Consider the following 15,937-nt stretch of genomic DNA (forward strand, 5'->3'; position numbering starts at 1 on the left):
GACTGCGGAGCATCATGACTGCCTGGTTTGTGATCGTCGTCCCGATCGTGATCATGTTCTTCGCGCTCTTCATGGAGCGCGTGGAAGCGAAGCTCCGGCACGTGGCCGTGCAGGAGAACGAGGTCGAGGAGTTCCTGGAGTCCGCCCGGCCCGACGAGGTCAAGGCGCTCTACGGACACGGCATCGGTCGCGCGCTGGAGCTGTTCCGCCTGCGCCGCCGCGGTCGCGGCAGCGTGCGCAAGCGCGTCCGCTAGCGGGCGGGTGCCGGCCAGGCACCCGAATGGCGTAGACTGGTTCGTTGGGCTCTGGATCGAGTCAGTCGAGTTGTTCCCAGCGAGACGGCGAGCCGAACGGCGATCCACTACACAGCCCTTAGACTGCAACGCAGTGATCGGCGGCACGGCGCTGACTCCACCAAAGATGGTGGTAGGCGTGCCGTCGCGTCGATTAGGAGGGACGAGGTGGACGAGACCCTGGCGCGAGCGGGCATCTTCCAGGGAGTTGACCCGGCAGCCGCAGAGGCGCTGGCGCAGACCCTGGAGACGGTGGAGTTCCCGCGTGGCCATGTGATCTTCGCGGAGGGTGAGCCGGGCGACCGCCTGTACATCATCCAGTCCGGCAAGGTGAAGATCGGCCGCAAGTCGCCGGACGGCCGCGAGAACCTGTTGGGGATCTTCGGGCCCTCCGACATGTTCGGTGAACTGTCCATTTTCGACCCCGGCCCCCGCACGTCGACCGCGACGACGGTGACCGAGGTGCGCGCGGTGTCCATGGACCGCCCCGCGCTCCGTCAGTGGATCACCAACCGGCCGGAGATCGCCGAGCAGCTGCTGAGGGCACTGGCCCGCAGGCTGCGCAGGACGAACTCGATGCTGGCCGACCTGATCTTCACGGACGTGCCCGGCCGCGTCGCCAAGGCGTTGCTGCAGCTCGCGCAGCGCTTCGGCTCGCAGGAGGCCGGTCTGCTCCGCGTCACGCACGACCTGACGCAGGAGGAGATCGCCCAGTTCGTCGGCGCGTCCCGCGAGACCGTGAACAAGGCCCTGGCCGACTTCGCGCACCGCGGGTGGCTGCGGCTGGAGGGCAAGAGCGTGCTGATCCTGGACCCGGAGCGCCTGGCGCGCCGCGCACGCTAGGACTTCAGCAGTTCGACGGACAAAGGACCGGGCGCCACCCCCGACGTGGCGCACCGGTCCTTTGTGCTGCACGGCCCATCCCCCGACGAACCGTGCCTTCCCACCCTCCGGCGCGCAGGCCCCGACCCTCAGGCCGGAGGTTGGTCTTTCGATCGACGAGTCAACTTTCGCACGGCCCCTACCGTGGGACTCAAGCCTTTTCACCCTCAGGGACCTCGTTCGGGTGGTTTTGGCTGCATCTTTCACCCGGTCATCCCATTCCTGTGACCGAACCGCAACCGTGGTGACACCGCGCACCCAAACTGGTACTTCCGTACCACCTTTGTCATACTGGTACACATGTCCCACTCCGCCCGCCTGTCCGACTATCGTGCTGCCCTGACGACCCCCGGCATGCGCGGCCCCGTGGTCGCGTCCCTGCTCGCCCGCCTCCCCATCGCGATGGTCGGGCTCTCGCTGCTGCTCTACGTGGAGCGCGCCACGGGTTCGTTCGCGGTCGCCGGTCTGGTGTCGGCGGCGGCGCTGGTGGGCGTGGCGATGGGCTCGGTCGTGCAGGGCCGGTTGATGGACCGCTTCGGTCCCACCCGCCCGCTGATGACCGTGACCGCGCTCTTCACCCTCTTCGTGACCGCCTCCGTGATCGCTGTCGAGGCCGGCCTGCCGGTGCTCCTGCTGGTCCCGCTGGCCCTCGGCGTCGGCGCGACCGAGCCGATGGTGGGCTCGGCGTCGCGGGCGCTGTGGGAGCGGATGGTCCCCGCCGGCCCGACGCGGATGGCGGGCTACGCCTACGAGGCCATCTCGATGGAGGTCTTCTTCATCCTCGGACCGGGTCTCGCGGGCCTGCTGCTGGCGGCGCCGTGGGCGGGCACCGGCGTGGTCGTCGGCTCGGTGCTGATGGTCGTCGGCGCCCTGTGGTTCGCGACCAACCCGGTCGTGCGCGAGTGGGGCCCGGTCGTCCAGGCCCCGCGGCCGCTGCTCGGTGCGTTCGCCTACCCCGGCATGCGCACGGTGGCACTGGCCGCGCTCGGCTTCGGCGTGACCATCGGTTTCGTCGAGGTGGCGGTGCCGGCCTTCGCGAAGGCGACGGGCCACGCCGCGATGGGCGGCCTGATGCTGTCGCTGTGGTCGATCAGCTCGGTGATCTTCGGCGTGCTCTACGGCATGCGCCCGTGGCCGCGCCCGATGCACCTGCGGCTGCCGGTGCTGCTCGGCGGCTTCGGCCTGCTGTCGCTGCTGCTCGCGATCCCCGCGTCGCTGGTGGGGCTGGGCCTGGCGCTGTTCGTGGTCGGCACCCTGATCACGCCCCAGTCGACCGCGCACTCCGCCGCGATCGAGCAGGTCACGCCCAACGGCATGGCCGCGGAGGCGTTCGGCTGGGTGATCACCTCGGTGACCGTCGGCCTCGCCATCGGACAGGGCCTGTCCGGTCAGCTGATCGAGCACTTCGGCACGCGGCCCGCGTTCCTCGCTTCCGGCGTGGCCGGTCTGCTGATCGCCGCGGCCGTGTGGGCGCTGCGCGAGACCGTGCGGCGCGGGGTTCCGGCCGGGGATGCGCTGCCGGCGCGGTCGGAAATGGAGCTCGTGGCCCGCTGAGGGGTGGACGGGTCCCCGGAGTGGGGGCCGGAGGTTGTGGTTGAGAGGCACGCCGGGGACGGCGTGCCTTTCGGCATTTCGGGGGGTGTTGGGACGGATGGTGGCCGGGTGAGGGTGCGGGCCTGCCGCGCGGGGGCGGGCAGGGCCGTGGGGGGCAGGGCAGGCCGAGGCCGGGGACGGCCCAGGGACGGGGACGGCCCGGGACGGGCGGGCCAGGCCGGGGACGGGCGGGCCGGAGCGGGCCGAGCGAGGCGGGGCAAGGGCGGGGCAGAGCGAGAAGGGGGCGGGCAGGCCAGGCCGGGGACGGGCGGGCGGAGCGGGCCGAGCGAGGCGGGGCAGGGCGGGAAGGGGGCGGGCGGGCCGCCACCGAGGGTGGGCAGGCCGCACTCCAGGGCGAGCGCGCCGCGTCCCAGGACGAGCAGAGCGCGTCCTGGGACGCGCTGAGTGGCGCCGACCCTGGACTGCAGGCCCGCAGCGTCGCACGACCGCCAACGGGCCAGGCTCGTCGTGCCCTGCCCCTACGCCCGCGCCTCCACGCCCCCGCGCTCGCGCCCCCGTGCCCGCGCTCACGCCCCGCGCTCAGACCCCGCGCTCAGACCCCACGCTCAAGCCCCTGCGCTCGGTGGCCTGACGGCGCCGTCAGGCCACCGAGCGCATCGGAACGACCAGGTAGGTGAGCTCCACGCCGTCCTCGCCGGGCGGGGAGGTCAGGACGGTGGAGCGGAGGCCGTCCTGGATGCGGAGTTCGATGCGGCGGCCCGCGAAGGCCTTCAGGGCGTCGGCGAGGTAGCGGGCCTGGAAGGTCTTGGTGAGGCGGTCGCCCTCGACGGTGGCCTTGACGAACTCCTCGGCCTCGCCGGAGGTCGGGTCGCTGCTCTTGACGCGCAGCTCGCTGTCCTCGACCTGGATGGTGACGGCCTGGTGGGGGCCGCCGTAGGGGGTGGCGCGGCGCACGGCGCGGGACAGGGCGTCGGCGTCGACCAGGACGGTGCTGTCGATGGTGGTCTCCAGGAGTCGGCGCGCTCGGTCGTCCGGGAACGGGGCGGCCAGGAGTGCGGTGGAGAGGGAGTTGTGGTGCCAGGCGAGGCCGATGCGGTCCGCGTCGGCGTGCAGGGCGACGGGGCCCTCCGCCTGGCGGGTGGCTTCGGCGAGGGCCTTGGCGGGGACCAGGACGTCGACGGAGCCGGCGGACTGCCACGGGAGCTTGGCGTAGGCCATGCGGTAGCGGTCGGTGGCCATGACGTGCAGGTGCTCGGCGTCGGACTGGACGCGGATGCCGGTGAAGATCGGCAGTGCGTCGTCCTTCGAGGCGGCACCGGCCACGGCGGCGACGACGCGCAGGTGCTCGGCGGCCGCGGTGCCCTGCAACGGGGGCAGGGCCGGGATGCCGGGGTGGTCGTGCAGGTCGAGCAACGGCAGGGCGAAGCGGGCCTGGCCGGTGCGGACCGCGAGCCGGGAACCCTCGACGCGCAGGCGGACCTGCGGCTCGTCGAGGGCCTGGAGGGTGGCGGCGAGCGCCTTCGCGGGCACCAGCACCTCCCCCTCGGTGTGCGCGGACGCGGGCTTCGTCAGGCTCACCGCGTGTTCGTGGTCGCTGCCCGCCACCTCCACCCCCGTCGCGGAGGCCCGCAGCCGGACACCGGCGAGGACGGGGTCGAGCACGCGGGTGGGCAGCAGCCGCGCCACCTCGGCGACGGCGCCGGCGAGCTCGGCTGTGGTGGCGGTGAGGTCCATGGCAGGGACGTTAGCGAGCACCCCTGACAATTTTCGCGAGCACGAGCGCGGCCAGGACGCATGAGCACGGGCGTCTCACCCGGTGCGCAGGTACTCCAGCTGGGCCCGCACCGACCACTCCGCGGCCGGCCAGAGCACCCGGTCGACGTCGGCGTAGACGACCTCGACGACCTGCCGGGGCGTGGGCGAGCCGCCCAGCGACTCCACGGCCCGGCGCACCTGCTCCAGGCGCTGGGTCCGGTGCGCCAGGTAGGCCCGCGCGGCCTCGCCGGCGTCGGCGAGCTCGGGGCCGTGGCCGGGCAGCACCGCGGTGTCCGGCGGCAGGTCCGCCAGCACCTTCAGCGACTCGAAGTAGTCGCCGAGCTTCCCGTCGGGGTGGGCGACGATCGTGGTGCCGCGGCCCAGCACCGTGTCCCCGGTCAGCACGGCCTCGCCGTCGAGCACGAAGCACAGCGAGTCGCTGGTGTGCCCCGGTGTGCCGAGCACCCGCAGCTCCAGACCGGAGCTGGTGACGACGTCACCGTCCACCAGGCCCTCGGACCCGAAGACGAACGTCGGGTCGAGCGCGCGCACCGGTGCCCCGACGAGCTCTCCGAACGAGCGCGCCCCCTCGGAGTGGTCGGGGTGGCCGTGGGTCAGCAGGACCTCGGAGACCGGCCCGACCGCCGCGATGCGCTCCAGGTGCGCGGGGTCGAGCGGACCGGGGTCGACCACGACGTACGACCCGGCGTCCGGCGCCTTGAGCAGCCACGTGTTGGTGCCGTCGAGCGTCATCGGCGACGGGTTGTCCGCCAGCAGCACGGCCGCGTGCGCGGTGACCTGGCGCAGCTGCCCGTACAGCGGGTGCTCGGCCCGGGCCCCGATCAACGGCGACCCGCTCATCCGAGCACCACCCTGACCACGTCACCGTCGCGGATCAGCTTGGGGATGATCTTCTCGACGCTGCGCTCCTCGGCCATGACCGCGGCGACCGAGCCGAGCGCACCGATCTCGTCCAGCGTCCGCCAGGTCGGCGGCATGAGCATGCGGCGCCCCTCCTGGGCGTCCTGGACCGCTTCCGCGGGCGTCTGCCAGGCCGCGTCGGACGCCTCGGTCGTGGCGCCGTCGGCGTGCTGACCGGTCGGCAGGGCCGCGACGAAGAACCGCGTGTCGTAGCGGCGCGGCTCCTCGCGCGGAGTCACCCAGTTGGCCCACGGCCGCAGCAGGTCCGCCCGCAGCACCAGCCCGGCGGCCGCCAGGAACTCCGCCAGCGACACCTTCCGGTCGACCAGGTCCTGCCGGGCCTGCGCGTACACCGAGGCGTCCGCGACGACCGTCGACGGGGACGGCCCCGCCAGCAGCACACCGGACTCCTCGAACGTCTCCCGCACCGCCGCGCACACGAACGCGCGGGCGAGCGACTCGTCCACCCCGAACACCGACCCCCACCACGACGGCGGCGGACCGGCCCACGCGACCGACGTGTCCGCGTCGCGCGGGTCCACGCCACCACCGGGGAACACGGTCATGCCGCCCGCGAACGCCATCCCCTTCACCCGCCGCAGCAGGAACGCCTCCACCCCGGCCGCACCGTCGCGCAGCAGCACCACGGTGACCGCGTCACGGGGTTCGACGGGTTGGGCAACCGGCGCCGCGGGTACCAGGTTTCCCGGCAAGGTCATGTCCTCGGGCATCCTCCGAGCGTACGACCGCGCTGACGTGAGGATGGTGTGATGGCGACGAAGGTCTCCGGCTGCCTGGTGAAGATGCTGCTGGTCCTGTTCGGCGTGGTGGTGGGAACGGGGCTGACGGCGGTGACGGCCGTCCTGCTGTTCCTGCCCGACCGCACGACCGTGATCAGCGTCGACCCGACCGCCGAGTCCCCCGGCGTGTACGTGAAGAAGGTCGAGCGCGTGGTCGGCGGCACCGGCTACGAGATCTGGCTCGGGCCCACGCCCGACAGGGGTCACGTGGTGACCGTTCCCGCCGGGTGGGAACACGACCCCGACCGCGAGAGCACGCCCGACGGCCTGCGGCTCAAGTTCGACAACGGGGGCGAGATCTTCGTCCCCAGGGCCAGCTACCTCTGAGGCAGGATGGGCGAGTGGACGAACAGCTGCGCGTAGGACTCGTCGGTGCCGGACCGTGGGCGGAGATGGTCCACGCCCCCGGTCTCGCCAACCACCCCGGCACCCGGCTCGCCGGCGTCTGGGCCCGCAGGCCCGAGGCGGCGCAGCGGCTCGCGAACGCCCACGGCACCGAGGCGTTCGAGTCCTACGAGGACATGTTGTCCACTGTGGACGCAGTCGCGTTCTGCGTGCCGCCGGGCGTGCAGGCGCCGATGGCGATCACGGCGGCCAACGCGGGCAAGCACGTCGTCCTGGAGAAGCCGATCGCCGAGTCCGCGGACGTGGCCGAGCGGCTCGCGCAGGCCGTGAGCGACGCGGACGTGGCGTCGCTCGTCGTGCTGACCCGCCGCTACGCCCCGGAGACCAAGGAGCTGCTCAGGCAGCTGCACCGCACCGGCGGCTGGACCGGCGCGGACGGCCGCTGGCTGACCGGCGCGCTGCTCGACGGGCCGTTCTCGAACTCGCCGTGGCGGCACGAGAGGGGCGCGCTCGACGACATCGGCCCGCACGCGTTCGACCTGCTGGACGCGGCACTGGGCGAGATCACCGACGTGCTCGCGGCGAACGTGTCGGAGACCGGGCTGTGGCAGCTGATCCTGCAGCACGCGGGCGGTGCGACGAGCACGCTGACGCTCACCCTGTCGTTGCCGTTGCAGCCGCCGTTCACGGACTTCACCGTGTTCGGGCCGAACGGCCACCGCACGCTGAACGGCCGCGACACGTCCACTTCCGACTGCTACACGAACCTGCTCGACGACTTCGTGGCGATGGTGCACAGCGGCACCACCACCCACGAGTGCGACGTGCGCCGCGGCCTGCACCTGCAGAAGGTCATCGACCTGGCGCGGCGCAAGGCCGGGGCGTGACGTCCGCCCCGGGAGCACGAGTCGCCCTCACTGCTGCTGGTGCCCGTTGTTCGTGGCCCCGAACGCCGACTGACGCGCCGATGACCGGTCGATCTGCCAGCGACCGGCGTCGGACGTCTTCGCGCCGGACTGCTCGCGCTGCGCCAGCTCCTCGTGCAGCTGCTGCAGCAACGCGCGTTCGCGTTCGCTGAGGTTCGCGTCCACACCGGACGACTCCGCGGGCGGTTCGGCCAGCGCGGCCTGCAGGGCCGCCAGCTCGTCGCCGCGCAGTTCCATGGTGACCTCGGCCCGGTTGATCGGGGTGGGCTCCGGCAACGACTCCGGCACCGGCTCCAGCTCCACCACCGGTTCCGGCTCCGGTTCGGGCTCCGGCTCGGCCGGGGCCACGGAGATCCGCTTCACGGGCTTGGGCGGGAAGGGCTGCGACCCCTCCAGGGACGGCGTGCGGGCAAAACGTGAGCCGGACTCCTCCACCACTGGCTCCGGCGCCGGTGTCGGCTCGGCCACCGGCGCCGGAGCGGGAAGTTCTTCCGACTGGTCGAACCAGGTGGGCTCGTGCCCCACGCCCGCGGGTGCCGGTGGTGGCATCGACGCCACCTGCGCCCCGGAGATGGGCACCGGACGCGAGGACGTCACGGCGGAGGCGTGGTAGTCGCCCAGCTGCGTGCCGACGGCCAGCACCTCGACCGCGGCCCGGATGCCCGCCTTGCGCAGCACCGTGTCGACCCGGTACGCGGTCGCGGGCGCGAAGCCCTGCGGACCCACGTCCACGAGCACGACCCGTTGCGGCAGCGGCCCGGGGGTGGCCCCGGCCGGCGAGGAACGCCAGACGCAGCGCACCGCGCGCACGTCCGGCAGCACCGACACCGCGCGCGACAGCAGCGGGCCGAGGTCCGCCGCCGGGTCGGAGTCGGAGGTGAAGCGGTGCCGGATGAACGGCAGCACCTCGACGACCGGCATGCGGTCGGTCAGGCTCGCGTCGGAACGCACCTCGTGCAGCGCCCACGTGATGGCGGCCCGCTCGTCGGGCAGCACGGGGATGCCGCCTGCCAGGAGCGTGCCGACGAGGAGCTCGACCGCGCGGTCCAGCTCTCCGACGGCGAGGAACTCGCGCGCCTTCGACAGGGCGTCGTCGTCGACGCGCCCGGCCATCGACAGCAGGAGATCGTGCAGACGGACCGGCAGGCCGACACCGTCGTTCGTCACGGCAACTCTCCTTAGCTGAGCACCAGGTGCTCCTCGGACTCGGCGCCGGCGCACACCAGCTCCGATGCCGCCAGCGCCGCCCGGTGGTAGGGCGGCAGGTCCAGACCGGACGACACGACCTCGACGCACGGGTCGGGCTCGCCCAGCGCCCGCAGCACGCGCTGCAGCTCGCCGGTCAGCCTCGCGTGACCGGTGGTGGCCGCCACCAGCAGGACGCGGTTGACCCCCTCGGGGCCGATGCGCCAGCAGGAACGGACCTCACCGACCCCGTGGCGGCCTCGCAGCGTGGCACCGAGCACGACGGTCGCGGAATCCCCCATCGGCACCCGATCGGGTGATTCCGGGGAGAAGGTGTAGTCGGTGGGGGGCAGTTCGTCCAGCCCTTTGACCGAACTGACGGCTCCCGGCTCGGCCCCGTAGGGCACGAGCGCGTCCTGAAGGAGGCGCATCTCGTGGTCGGTCAGCGGGATGCGCCCGTGCAGCAGCGTGCGCGGCAACGACCGCGCGAGCACCGCGTACGCGTCCGAGGCCGCCCAGTCCCGGTACCGCCAGAGCAGGTCGTCCGGAATGCGTCCGGCGAGCCGCAGCAGCAGTTCGTGGCACGTGTCCGACATGTCACACCCTTCAGCGGAAACCCGGGACGGGGACCGGGAGACTCAGACCTCGACGACCAGTTCGACCTCGACCGGCGCACCGATCGGCAGCTCGGCGACGCCCACGGCGGAACGGGCGTGCTTGCCCGCGTCACCGAAGATCTCCCCCAGCAGCTCGGACGCCCCGTTCACGACACCGGGCTGACCGGTGAAGCCCTCCGCGGAGGCGACGAAGCCAACAACCTTCACGATCCGCTTGATCGAGTCAACGCCCACGAGGTCGTGGACCGCCGCCAGCGCGTTCAGGACGCACGTCCGGGCGTAGGCCTTGGCCTCCTCCGGGGAGACGTCGGCGCCGACCTTGCCGGTGGCCGGGAGCTGGCCGTCGACGAACGGCAGCTGGCCGGAGGTGAACACCCAGGACCCGCTCTGCACGGCCGGGACGTAGGCGGCGAGCGGTGCGGCGACGCCGGGGAGCTCGATGCCGAGCTCGTCGAGGCGAGCGGACCAGGTCATGCCTTCACCCGCTTCAGGTACGCGACGTGCTGCTCACCGGTGGGGTTGGTCAGCACGGTGACCAGCTCCCAGCCGTCCTCGCCCCACTGGTCGAGGATCTGCTTGGTGGCGTGGATCAACAGCGGAACGGTCGCGTACTCCCACTTCGTCATGCGCGGAAGCCTAACCCGCCACCCGAACGACCTCTGCGCGGTTCCGGCCGATCGGGCTACCTTGATCACATGGAGACCTGGCGCGTCATCGCCACCGGCGCGTTCGCGGTGGGCGGGCTGGTGCTGGTGCTCGTCGCCATGGCCCAGGTGCGGGACCGCAAGCACAGCCAGCGGGTGCAGGTCCGGCAGGCCGGGCTGATCGGGCTCGTGGTCGTGGCCCTCGTCACGCTGGGCATCGCGTTCTTCCTGCCGTCGGTCGTGGCGTGGGCGTTGGTCGCGGCGACCGCCATGGCCGTTCTCTTCCTCACCCTGGTCGATTGACCGACCGATCCACGTCCGGCCGGATTCACACATAGTCTGGACGGGTGACGTCGTGGACCGAGGAGCTGACCAGAGCCCGTCTGCACGTGGTCTCCGGCAAGGGCGGCACCGGGAAGACCACGGTCGCGGCCGCGCTGGCGCTCGCGCTCGCCACCGGGGGCCGCCGGGTGCTGCTGGTGGAGGTGGAGGGCAGGCAGGGCATCGCCCAGCTCTTCGACCGGGCCCCGCTGCCCTACTCCGAGGAGCGCATCGCGTCCGCGCCGGGCGGCGGTGAGGTGCACGCGCTCGCCGTGGACGCCGAGGCCGCGCTGCTGGAGTACCTGGCGATGTTCTACAACCTCGGCTTCGCCGGCCGGACGCTGCGCAAGATGGGCGCGATCGAGTTCGCGACCACCCTCGCCCCCGGCCTGCGGGACGTGCTGCTCACCGGCAAGGTGAAGGAGACGGTCAACCGCACCGGCGACGGCGGCAGGCACTGCTACGACGCGGTGGTGCTGGACGCGCCGCCGACCGGCCGGGTGGTGAAGTTCCTGGACGTCACGAAGGCCATGGCCGACCTCGCGAAGGTCGGGCCGATCAAGGGGCAGAGCGAGGGCGTGGTGCGGCTGCTGCACTCCGGTGACACGGCGGTGCACCTGGTCGCGCTGCTGGAGGAGATGCCGGTGCGCGAGACGCTCGACGCGGTCGCCGAGCTGGACGCCGCGGACCTGCGGCCCGGCGCGGTGCTGGTGAACCGGGTGCAGCCGACGCGGCTGCCGGCCAGGTCGCTGCCCGCGGCGGCGGACGGCAGGGTGGACGCGGCACGGGTGCGCGCCGGGCTCGTGGCGGCGGGGCTGGACCTCGCGGAGGAGACGCTGGACGACCTGGTGGACGAGACCGTCGAGCACGCCATCCGGGTGCGCTCGCAGCAGGAGGCGATGGAGCTGCTGCGCGAGTCGGACCTGCCGACGCTCGACCTGCCGGAGCTGACCGACGGGGTGGACGTGGCCGCGCTCTACGAGCTGGCCGAGGTGCTGGTCGCGGCGGGTGTGCGGTGAACAGGCTCGACTTCGACCCGCTGCTCGACGACCCGGCCACGCGCGTGCTCGTGTGCTGCGGGTCGGGTGGTGTCGGCAAGACGACGACGGCGGCGGCGCTGGCGCTGCGGGCGGCCGAACGGGGCCGGCGCGTGGTGGTGCTGACGATCGACCCGGCACGCCGGCTGGCCCAGTCGCTCGGGCTGCGGGAGCTCGACAACCACCCGCGCGAGGTCGTCGTCGACGGCTTCGAGCCCAAGGGCGAGCTGTTCGCGATGATGCTGGACATGCGCCGGACGTTCGACGACATGGTGCTGACCCACGCCGGGCGCGACCGGGCCGACCAGATCCTGTCGAACCCCTTCTACCAGACCATCTCGTCGTCGTTCTCCGGCACGCAGGAGTACATGGCGATGGAGAAGCTGGGCCAGCTGGTGGCCGCGGACGAGTGGGACCTGATCGTCGTCGACACCCCGCCGAGCCGGTCGGCGCTCGACTTCCTGGACGCGCCGCAGCGGCTGTCCACTGTGCTCGACGGCAGGTTCATCCGCATGCTCTCGGCACCGGCGCGCGCCGGCGGCCGGGGCCTGTTGAAGATCGTCGGCACCGGTTTCAGCCTGTTCACGCGCGCGGTGTCGACGATCGTCGGCGGCCAGCTGCTGCAGGACGCGTCGACGTTCGTGCAGGCCTTCGACAGCATGTTCGGCGGGTTCCGCGAACGGGCCCAGCGCACGTACGAGCTGCTCCGCTCGCCGGGCACCGGTTTCGTGGTGGTGGCGGCGGCGGAGCCGGACGCGCTGCGCGAGGCCAGCTACTTCGTGGAGCGGCTCAGCGCGGAGAACATGCCGTTGTGCGGGCTCGTCGCGAACAGGACCCACCCCGTGCTGGCGGCGGACCTGCCCGCGGCGAAGGCCCACGCCGCGGCGGACGACCTCGACCGTTCCGGTGAGGCGCCGCTCGCGGCGGCGGTGCTCCGGCTGCACGCGGACCGGGTGGCGGTCGCCGATCGGGAGAAGCGGCTGCTGGCCCGGTTCACGCGTGCCCACCCCGGTGTCGCCCTGGTCGGCGTGCCCGCGTTGCCCGCGGACGTGCACGACCTCGACGGCCTGCGCGAGATCGGCCGCCGGCTCGCCGGGGAGTAGAGCCTCGTTGATCTTTTGTGCGGAGCCGCGGAACTAGCCGACCCGCGTGTCCTCGTGGTGTTCCTGGCGCGCATTGTCGAGCAATTCGTACCAGGACGTCACGTCGGGACGGCGACGCAGGAGAGCGCGTCGTTCACGCTCCGTCATGCCGCCCCAGACACCGAACTCGATCCTGTTGTCGAGCGCTTCGGCCAGGCATTCCATGCGCACCGGACAACCGAGGCACACGAGCTTCGCCTTGCGCTGCTCCGCACCGCGCACGAAGAGCTGATCCGGCTCCTCATCACGACACGAAGCGTTGATACGCCAATCCCCCTGGTTCATATCCCCCACTCCTCAGTGCTGTCCAAATGTGGAAATCCGCCACACCCCTGCCACGGATGCCGTAGCGTTCGAGCTACGACTGCATTCCTTGGACGTTGACGGACTGTAGTGCCGTTCGGTTCCCCTTCCAAGCCTGGGTCACCCGACTGTTACCTGTCTTGCGTATGTCTACTCATGCTGAGTAACGGCCCTTACTGATCACCTTCACCCGTTCGTGTACGGCGTACGCTGAGGCGCGTGCGAGTCAGGAATGGCGTGCTCAAGATGCTCGGCCTGTGCCTGCTGGCTGGGGTTCTCCTCGCCGGCATGCTGTTCCCAGTCGTGGGCGCGACCGGTCTGGTGTCGAACCGGGCCAGCGACACCGTGGACAGCATCTCCGCCGACCTCGTGACCACGGACCCACCGCTGATCACGACGGTCACCGACAGGGAGGGCGCCCCGATCGCCTACCTGTACGACCAGTACAGAGTCCTGACACCGCCCGAGAAGATCTCGCCGACCATGAAGGCGGCGCTGATCTCGGTCGAGGACCGCCGGTTCTACGAGCACCAGGGCGTGGACTGGAAGGGCACCATCCGCGCCGGTCTGACGAACCAGGTCAGCGGCGCCGTGACGCAGGGCGCGTCCACGCTGACCCAGCAGTACGTCAAGAACTACCTGGTCCACGTCGTGGCGCGGAACAACAAGCTGGAGCAGGCCAAGGCGCAGGAGCAGACCATCGCGCGCAAGATGCGCGAGGCCCGGATCTCCCTGCAGCTGGAGCGGAAGCTGGGCAAGGAGGAGATCCTCGCCCGCTACCTCAACGTCGTCCCATTTGGTTCGACCATTTACGGGATCGCGGCGGCCGCCCAGGCCTACTTCAACACCACGCCCGACAAGTTGACGGTTCCCCAGGCCGCGATGCTCGCCGGAATGGTCAACAGCCCGTCAGCGCTCGACCCCGAAGCGTATCCGGACAAAGCGCTGGAGCGGCGCAACAAAGTGATCGACAGGATGGTCGAGAACGACAAGCTGTCGCGCGACGCGGGTGAGGCGGCGAAGAAGGAAGGCCTCGGCCTGGCGAACCCGGTGCGCACCCCGCCGAACGGTTGTGTGGGCGCCGGACCGGAAAACGGCTTCTTCTGTTCCTACGTCGTGAACTACCTGCAACGCGCGGGTTTCAGCGAAGAACAGCTGCGCACCGGCGGCTACACCGTCCAGACCACTTTGGACAGAGGGATCACCGCGCAGGCCAAGGCGGCGGCGGAGGCGGGAGTCGCCAAGGGCACGCCCGGGATCGCGAACACCATGGCCGTCGTGAAGCCCGGCAAGGAGCGCCACGACGTGCTCGCGCTGGTGGCCAACCGCGACTACGGCCTGAAGGCCGACCTGAACCAGACGACGTTCGACTTGCCCAGCGGCGTGGAGAACAAGTTCGGCGCCGGCTCCGTCTACAAGGTCTTCACCGCCGCCGCGGCGCTGGAGAAGGGCCTGGGCATCGAGAACACCATCGCGACGCCGACGTCCTACACCTCGCGGGTCTTCAAGGGCGGTGCCCAGCGCTGCCCGAGCACCGGTGAGCCCAGCACCCGCTGGTACTGCCTGTCGAACTTCGACTCGAGCTACCCGTCGTCGATGTCGTTGCAGCAGGCGTTGCAGACCTCGCCGAACACGGGCTTCGTGATCCTCGAGGAGCAGACCGGCATGGACGCCGTGGTCGACATGGCGTCGCGGCTGGGCATGCGCGACACGATGGCGACGAACCTGCAGGGCATGCGGCCGGACCCGAAGGCCAAGGACAAGCAGAACCGCATCTCGCAGACCGAGTTCTACAAGCAGAACGGCGGCAACGCCTCGTTCACCCTCTCGCCCGCCCCGGTGTCCACCCTGGAGCTCGCGAACGTCGCCGCGACCATCGTGTCCGGCGGCAAGTGGTGCCCGCCGACCCCGCTCGCGAAGGTGCTCGACCGCAACGGCAAGCCCGTGCCGGTCAACGAGGCGCCGTGCGAGCAGGTCGTCAACGAGGGCCTGGCCAACGGCCTGGCGATGGGCATGAGCAAGGACGACCTGGGCAACGGCACGGCCGCGGCCGCCGCCCGCGCGTTCAAGTGGACCCGCCCGATGATCGGCAAGACCGGCACCACCGAGGAGTACAAGTCGGCCGCGTTCATCGGCGCGACCCCGGACTTCGCCGGTGCGGTGCAGACGTTCAACGACGGCACCGCGCCGCGCCCGATCTGCGTCGGCGGCGCACCCCGCCTGTGCGGCAACGGCAACATCTTCGGCGGCACCGTCCCGGCCCGCACGTGGTTCGACACGATGTCGAAGGTCCACGGCGACCTGCCGGTGTCGCAGCTCGCGCCGGTCGAGCAGCGCTACCTCAAGGGCGGTCGCGAGATCCAGATCCCGGACGTCGTCGGCCGCCAGGTCAACGACGCGGTGCGGGTGCTGGAGCAGGCGGGCTACAAGACGAGCCAGCAGACCGTCAACTCCGAGCAGTCCAAGGGCACCGTCGTCAGCCAGTCGCCGCGCGGCAACGCGTTGCGCGGCACGGTGATCACATTGTCGGTCTCGTCCGGCTACGTGCCGCCGCCGGTGCCGACCGAACCGACGAGCGGTCAGCCGCCGGGGCCCGGTGACCCGAACCCGGGGCCGCCGATCACCCTGCCCACCGAGCCGGGTGGACCACCCCGCAGGTAGCCGACAGGGCCCTCCCGCCGTTCGAGCGGGAGGGCCCTGGTCGTCTTCGTCCGGCTGCGTCCTAGGCGGACTGGGCCTGCCACATCCAGTGCGCCTGCTCCAGCTCCTGCGTGATGCCGATCAGCAGGTCCTGGGTGACGAGGTCCGGCTTGTCGGTCTCGTCGATGCGGGAGCGCATGCGGGCGATGAGCTTGCCCAGGGAGTTGGTGATCGCCGTGACGACCTGGTCCTCCTTCAGCCAGCCGGTCTCGATCTCGGGCACGCCGGACGACTCGGCGATGGTCCTCGCCGTGCCGTTCGGGGTGACGCCGAGAGCGGCCGCGCGTTCGGCGACCTGGTCAGCGGCGGTGCGCGCCGCGGTGACCAGCTCGTCAAGCTGCAGGTGGACGCTGCGGAAGTTCTTGCCGATCACGTTCCAGTGCGCCTGCTTCCCGATCAGGGACAGGTCGACGAGGTCGACGAGCGTTGCCTGCAGCACTGCCCCCACGGCGTCACGGTCGGCGTCGGGGAGCGGGCTGGTGATCGGGTTCTTGGCCATTGTTGAACGCGCC

18 protein-coding genes are annotated in these 15,937 nt (G+C 71.5%); 9 read left to right on the forward strand and 9 right to left on the reverse strand.

The genetic code is table 11. The features are described 5' to 3' along the window. Positions 1-14 precede the first annotated feature (14 nt). From ACVDFE_RS04690 to ACVDFE_RS04700, 3 genes are all read left to right on the forward strand, one after another. Positions 15-254 carry a hypothetical protein gene (locus ACVDFE_RS04690; RefSeq protein ID WP_109630982.1) on the forward strand — a complete coding sequence of 80 codons (240 nt, stop codon included), beginning with the start codon at positions 15-17 and terminating at the stop codon, positions 252-254. A gap of 207 nt (positions 255-461) precedes the next feature. After that, positions 462-1,136, forward strand: a complete 675-nt coding sequence (locus tag ACVDFE_RS04695; protein WP_030469453.1) for a Crp/Fnr family transcriptional regulator — start codon at positions 462-464, stop codon at positions 1,134-1,136. Between the two features lie 339 nt (positions 1,137-1,475). After that, entirely contained in the window at positions 1,476-2,729 is a 1,254-nt protein-coding gene (locus ACVDFE_RS04700; RefSeq protein WP_458429683.1) for an MFS transporter, read from the forward strand. Positions 2,730-3,368: 639 nt separating this feature from the next. Here ACVDFE_RS04700 and dnaN read toward each other — a convergent pair. From dnaN to ACVDFE_RS04715, 3 genes are all read right to left on the reverse strand, one after another. Then, complete coding sequence (gene dnaN / locus ACVDFE_RS04705) at positions 3,369-4,463, reverse strand: DNA polymerase III subunit beta (RefSeq protein ID WP_458429684.1); 1,095 nt, start codon at positions 4,461-4,463, stop codon at positions 3,369-3,371. Between the two features lie 75 nt (positions 4,464-4,538). Then, positions 4,539-5,345, reverse strand: a complete 807-nt coding sequence (locus tag ACVDFE_RS04710; protein ID WP_458429685.1) for an MBL fold metallo-hydrolase — start codon at positions 5,343-5,345, stop codon at positions 4,539-4,541. Beyond that, positions 5,342-6,124: an NUDIX hydrolase gene (locus ACVDFE_RS04715; RefSeq protein WP_458429686.1), complete on the reverse strand. Its 783-nt coding sequence runs from the start codon at positions 6,122-6,124 to the stop codon at positions 5,342-5,344. Before ACVDFE_RS04715 ends, ACVDFE_RS04710 begins: the two co-directional genes overlap by 4 nt. 51 nt (positions 6,125-6,175) lie before the next feature. Between ACVDFE_RS04715 and ACVDFE_RS04720 the strand changes: the two genes are divergently transcribed. Both ACVDFE_RS04720 and ACVDFE_RS04725 read left to right on the forward strand, forming a co-directional pair. Then, entirely contained in the window at positions 6,176-6,532 is a 357-nt protein-coding gene (locus tag ACVDFE_RS04720; protein ID WP_360385080.1) for a hypothetical protein, read from the forward strand. Between the two features lie 14 nt (positions 6,533-6,546). Further along, complete coding sequence (locus tag ACVDFE_RS04725; protein ID WP_458429687.1) at positions 6,547-7,437, forward strand: Gfo/Idh/MocA family protein; 891 nt, start codon at positions 6,547-6,549, stop codon at positions 7,435-7,437. 27 nt (positions 7,438-7,464) lie between these two features. On the opposite strand, the gene ACVDFE_RS04730 is transcribed toward ACVDFE_RS04725, so the two are convergent. Genes ACVDFE_RS04730 through ACVDFE_RS04745 form a run of 4 tightly spaced genes read right to left on the reverse strand, consistent with a single transcriptional unit; the run spans position 7,465 to position 9,904 of the window. Then, the gene (locus ACVDFE_RS04730; protein WP_458429688.1) at positions 7,465-8,643 is read right to left on the reverse strand and encodes a hypothetical protein; all 1,179 of its coding nucleotides are present in this window, start codon (positions 8,641-8,643) and stop codon (positions 7,465-7,467) included. An 11-nt stretch (positions 8,644-8,654) separates the two neighbouring features. After that, the gene (locus tag ACVDFE_RS04735; protein ID WP_458429689.1) at positions 8,655-9,257 is read right to left on the reverse strand and encodes a hypothetical protein; all 603 of its coding nucleotides are present in this window, start codon (positions 9,255-9,257) and stop codon (positions 8,655-8,657) included. Positions 9,258-9,299: 42 nt separating this feature from the next. Continuing rightward, on the reverse strand, positions 9,300-9,752 hold the full coding sequence (locus ACVDFE_RS04740; RefSeq protein WP_360385072.1) for a RidA family protein: 453 nt from the start codon (positions 9,750-9,752) through the stop codon (positions 9,300-9,302). Continuing rightward, entirely contained in the window at positions 9,749-9,904 is a 156-nt protein-coding gene (locus ACVDFE_RS04745) for a DUF4177 domain-containing protein (RefSeq protein WP_086668176.1), read from the reverse strand. Before ACVDFE_RS04745 ends, ACVDFE_RS04740 begins: the two co-directional genes overlap by 4 nt. Positions 9,905-9,973: 69 nt before the next feature. On the opposite strand from ACVDFE_RS04745, the gene ACVDFE_RS04750 reads away from it, so the two are divergent. From ACVDFE_RS04750 to ACVDFE_RS04760, 3 genes are read left to right on the forward strand one after another with little or no spacing between them, the layout of a single operon-like run. Beyond that, complete coding sequence (locus ACVDFE_RS04750; RefSeq protein WP_360385070.1) at positions 9,974-10,225, forward strand: hypothetical protein; 252 nt, start codon at positions 9,974-9,976, stop codon at positions 10,223-10,225. Positions 10,226-10,269: 44 nt separating this feature from the next. Beyond that, the gene (locus ACVDFE_RS04755) at positions 10,270-11,262 is read left to right on the forward strand and encodes an ArsA-related P-loop ATPase (protein ID WP_360385068.1); all 993 of its coding nucleotides are present in this window, start codon (positions 10,270-10,272) and stop codon (positions 11,260-11,262) included. Next, entirely contained in the window at positions 11,259-12,383 is a 1,125-nt protein-coding gene (locus tag ACVDFE_RS04760; protein WP_458429690.1) for an ArsA family ATPase, read from the forward strand. Before ACVDFE_RS04755 ends, ACVDFE_RS04760 begins: the two co-directional genes overlap by 4 nt. A gap of 33 nt (positions 12,384-12,416) precedes the next feature. Here ACVDFE_RS04760 and ACVDFE_RS04765 read toward each other — a convergent pair whose 3' ends face one another. Continuing rightward, positions 12,417-12,707 carry a WhiB family transcriptional regulator gene (locus ACVDFE_RS04765; RefSeq protein ID WP_360385064.1) on the reverse strand — a complete coding sequence of 97 codons (291 nt, stop codon included), beginning with the start codon at positions 12,705-12,707 and terminating at the stop codon, positions 12,417-12,419. 237 nt (positions 12,708-12,944) lie between these two features. On the opposite strand from ACVDFE_RS04765, the gene ACVDFE_RS04770 reads away from it, so the two are divergent. After that, positions 12,945-15,386 carry a penicillin-binding protein gene (locus ACVDFE_RS04770; protein ID WP_458429691.1) on the forward strand — a complete coding sequence of 814 codons (2,442 nt, stop codon included), beginning with the start codon at positions 12,945-12,947 and terminating at the stop codon, positions 15,384-15,386. A gap of 61 nt (positions 15,387-15,447) precedes the next feature. Here ACVDFE_RS04770 and ACVDFE_RS04775 read toward each other — a convergent pair whose 3' ends face one another. Continuing rightward, positions 15,448-15,924 carry a Dps family protein gene (locus ACVDFE_RS04775; RefSeq protein ID WP_360385060.1) on the reverse strand — a complete coding sequence of 159 codons (477 nt, stop codon included), beginning with the start codon at positions 15,922-15,924 and terminating at the stop codon, positions 15,448-15,450. Between the last annotated feature and the right edge of the window lie 13 nt (positions 15,925-15,937).

This window comes from Lentzea chajnantorensis, from assembly GCF_054300775.1.

Excerpts from the sequence above, each read along its gene's own strand:
- ACVDFE_RS04715 (WP_458429686.1), bottom strand. The coding sequence starts at position 6,124 with ATGACCTTGCCGGGAAACCTGGTACCCGCGGCGCCGGTTGCCCAACCC.
- ACVDFE_RS04720 (WP_360385080.1), top strand. The coding sequence starts at position 6,176 with ATGGCGACGAAGGTCTCCGGCTGCCTGGTGAAGATGCTGCTGGTCCTG.
- ACVDFE_RS04735 (WP_458429689.1), bottom strand. The coding sequence starts at position 9,257 with ATGTCGGACACGTGCCACGAACTGCTGCTGCGGCTCGCCGGACGCATT.
- ACVDFE_RS04745 (WP_086668176.1), bottom strand. The coding sequence starts at position 9,904 with ATGACGAAGTGGGAGTACGCGACCGTTCCGCTGTTGATCCACGCCACC.
- ACVDFE_RS04765 (WP_360385064.1), bottom strand. The coding sequence starts at position 12,707 with ATGAACCAGGGGGATTGGCGTATCAACGCTTCGTGTCGTGATGAGGAG.
- ACVDFE_RS04740 (WP_360385072.1), bottom strand. The coding sequence starts at position 9,752 with ATGACCTGGTCCGCTCGCCTCGACGAGCTCGGCATCGAGCTCCCCGGC.
- ACVDFE_RS04710 (WP_458429685.1), bottom strand. The coding sequence starts at position 5,345 with ATGAGCGGGTCGCCGTTGATCGGGGCCCGGGCCGAGCACCCGCTGTAC.
- ACVDFE_RS04750 (WP_360385070.1), top strand. The coding sequence starts at position 9,974 with ATGGAGACCTGGCGCGTCATCGCCACCGGCGCGTTCGCGGTGGGCGGG.
- dnaN (WP_458429684.1), bottom strand. The coding sequence starts at position 4,463 with ATGGACCTCACCGCCACCACAGCCGAGCTCGCCGGCGCCGTCGCCGAG.
- ACVDFE_RS04690 (WP_109630982.1), top strand. The coding sequence starts at position 15 with ATGACTGCCTGGTTTGTGATCGTCGTCCCGATCGTGATCATGTTCTTC.
- ACVDFE_RS04700 (WP_458429683.1), top strand. The coding sequence starts at position 1,476 with ATGTCCCACTCCGCCCGCCTGTCCGACTATCGTGCTGCCCTGACGACC.
- ACVDFE_RS04775 (WP_360385060.1), bottom strand. The coding sequence starts at position 15,924 with ATGGCCAAGAACCCGATCACCAGCCCGCTCCCCGACGCCGACCGTGAC.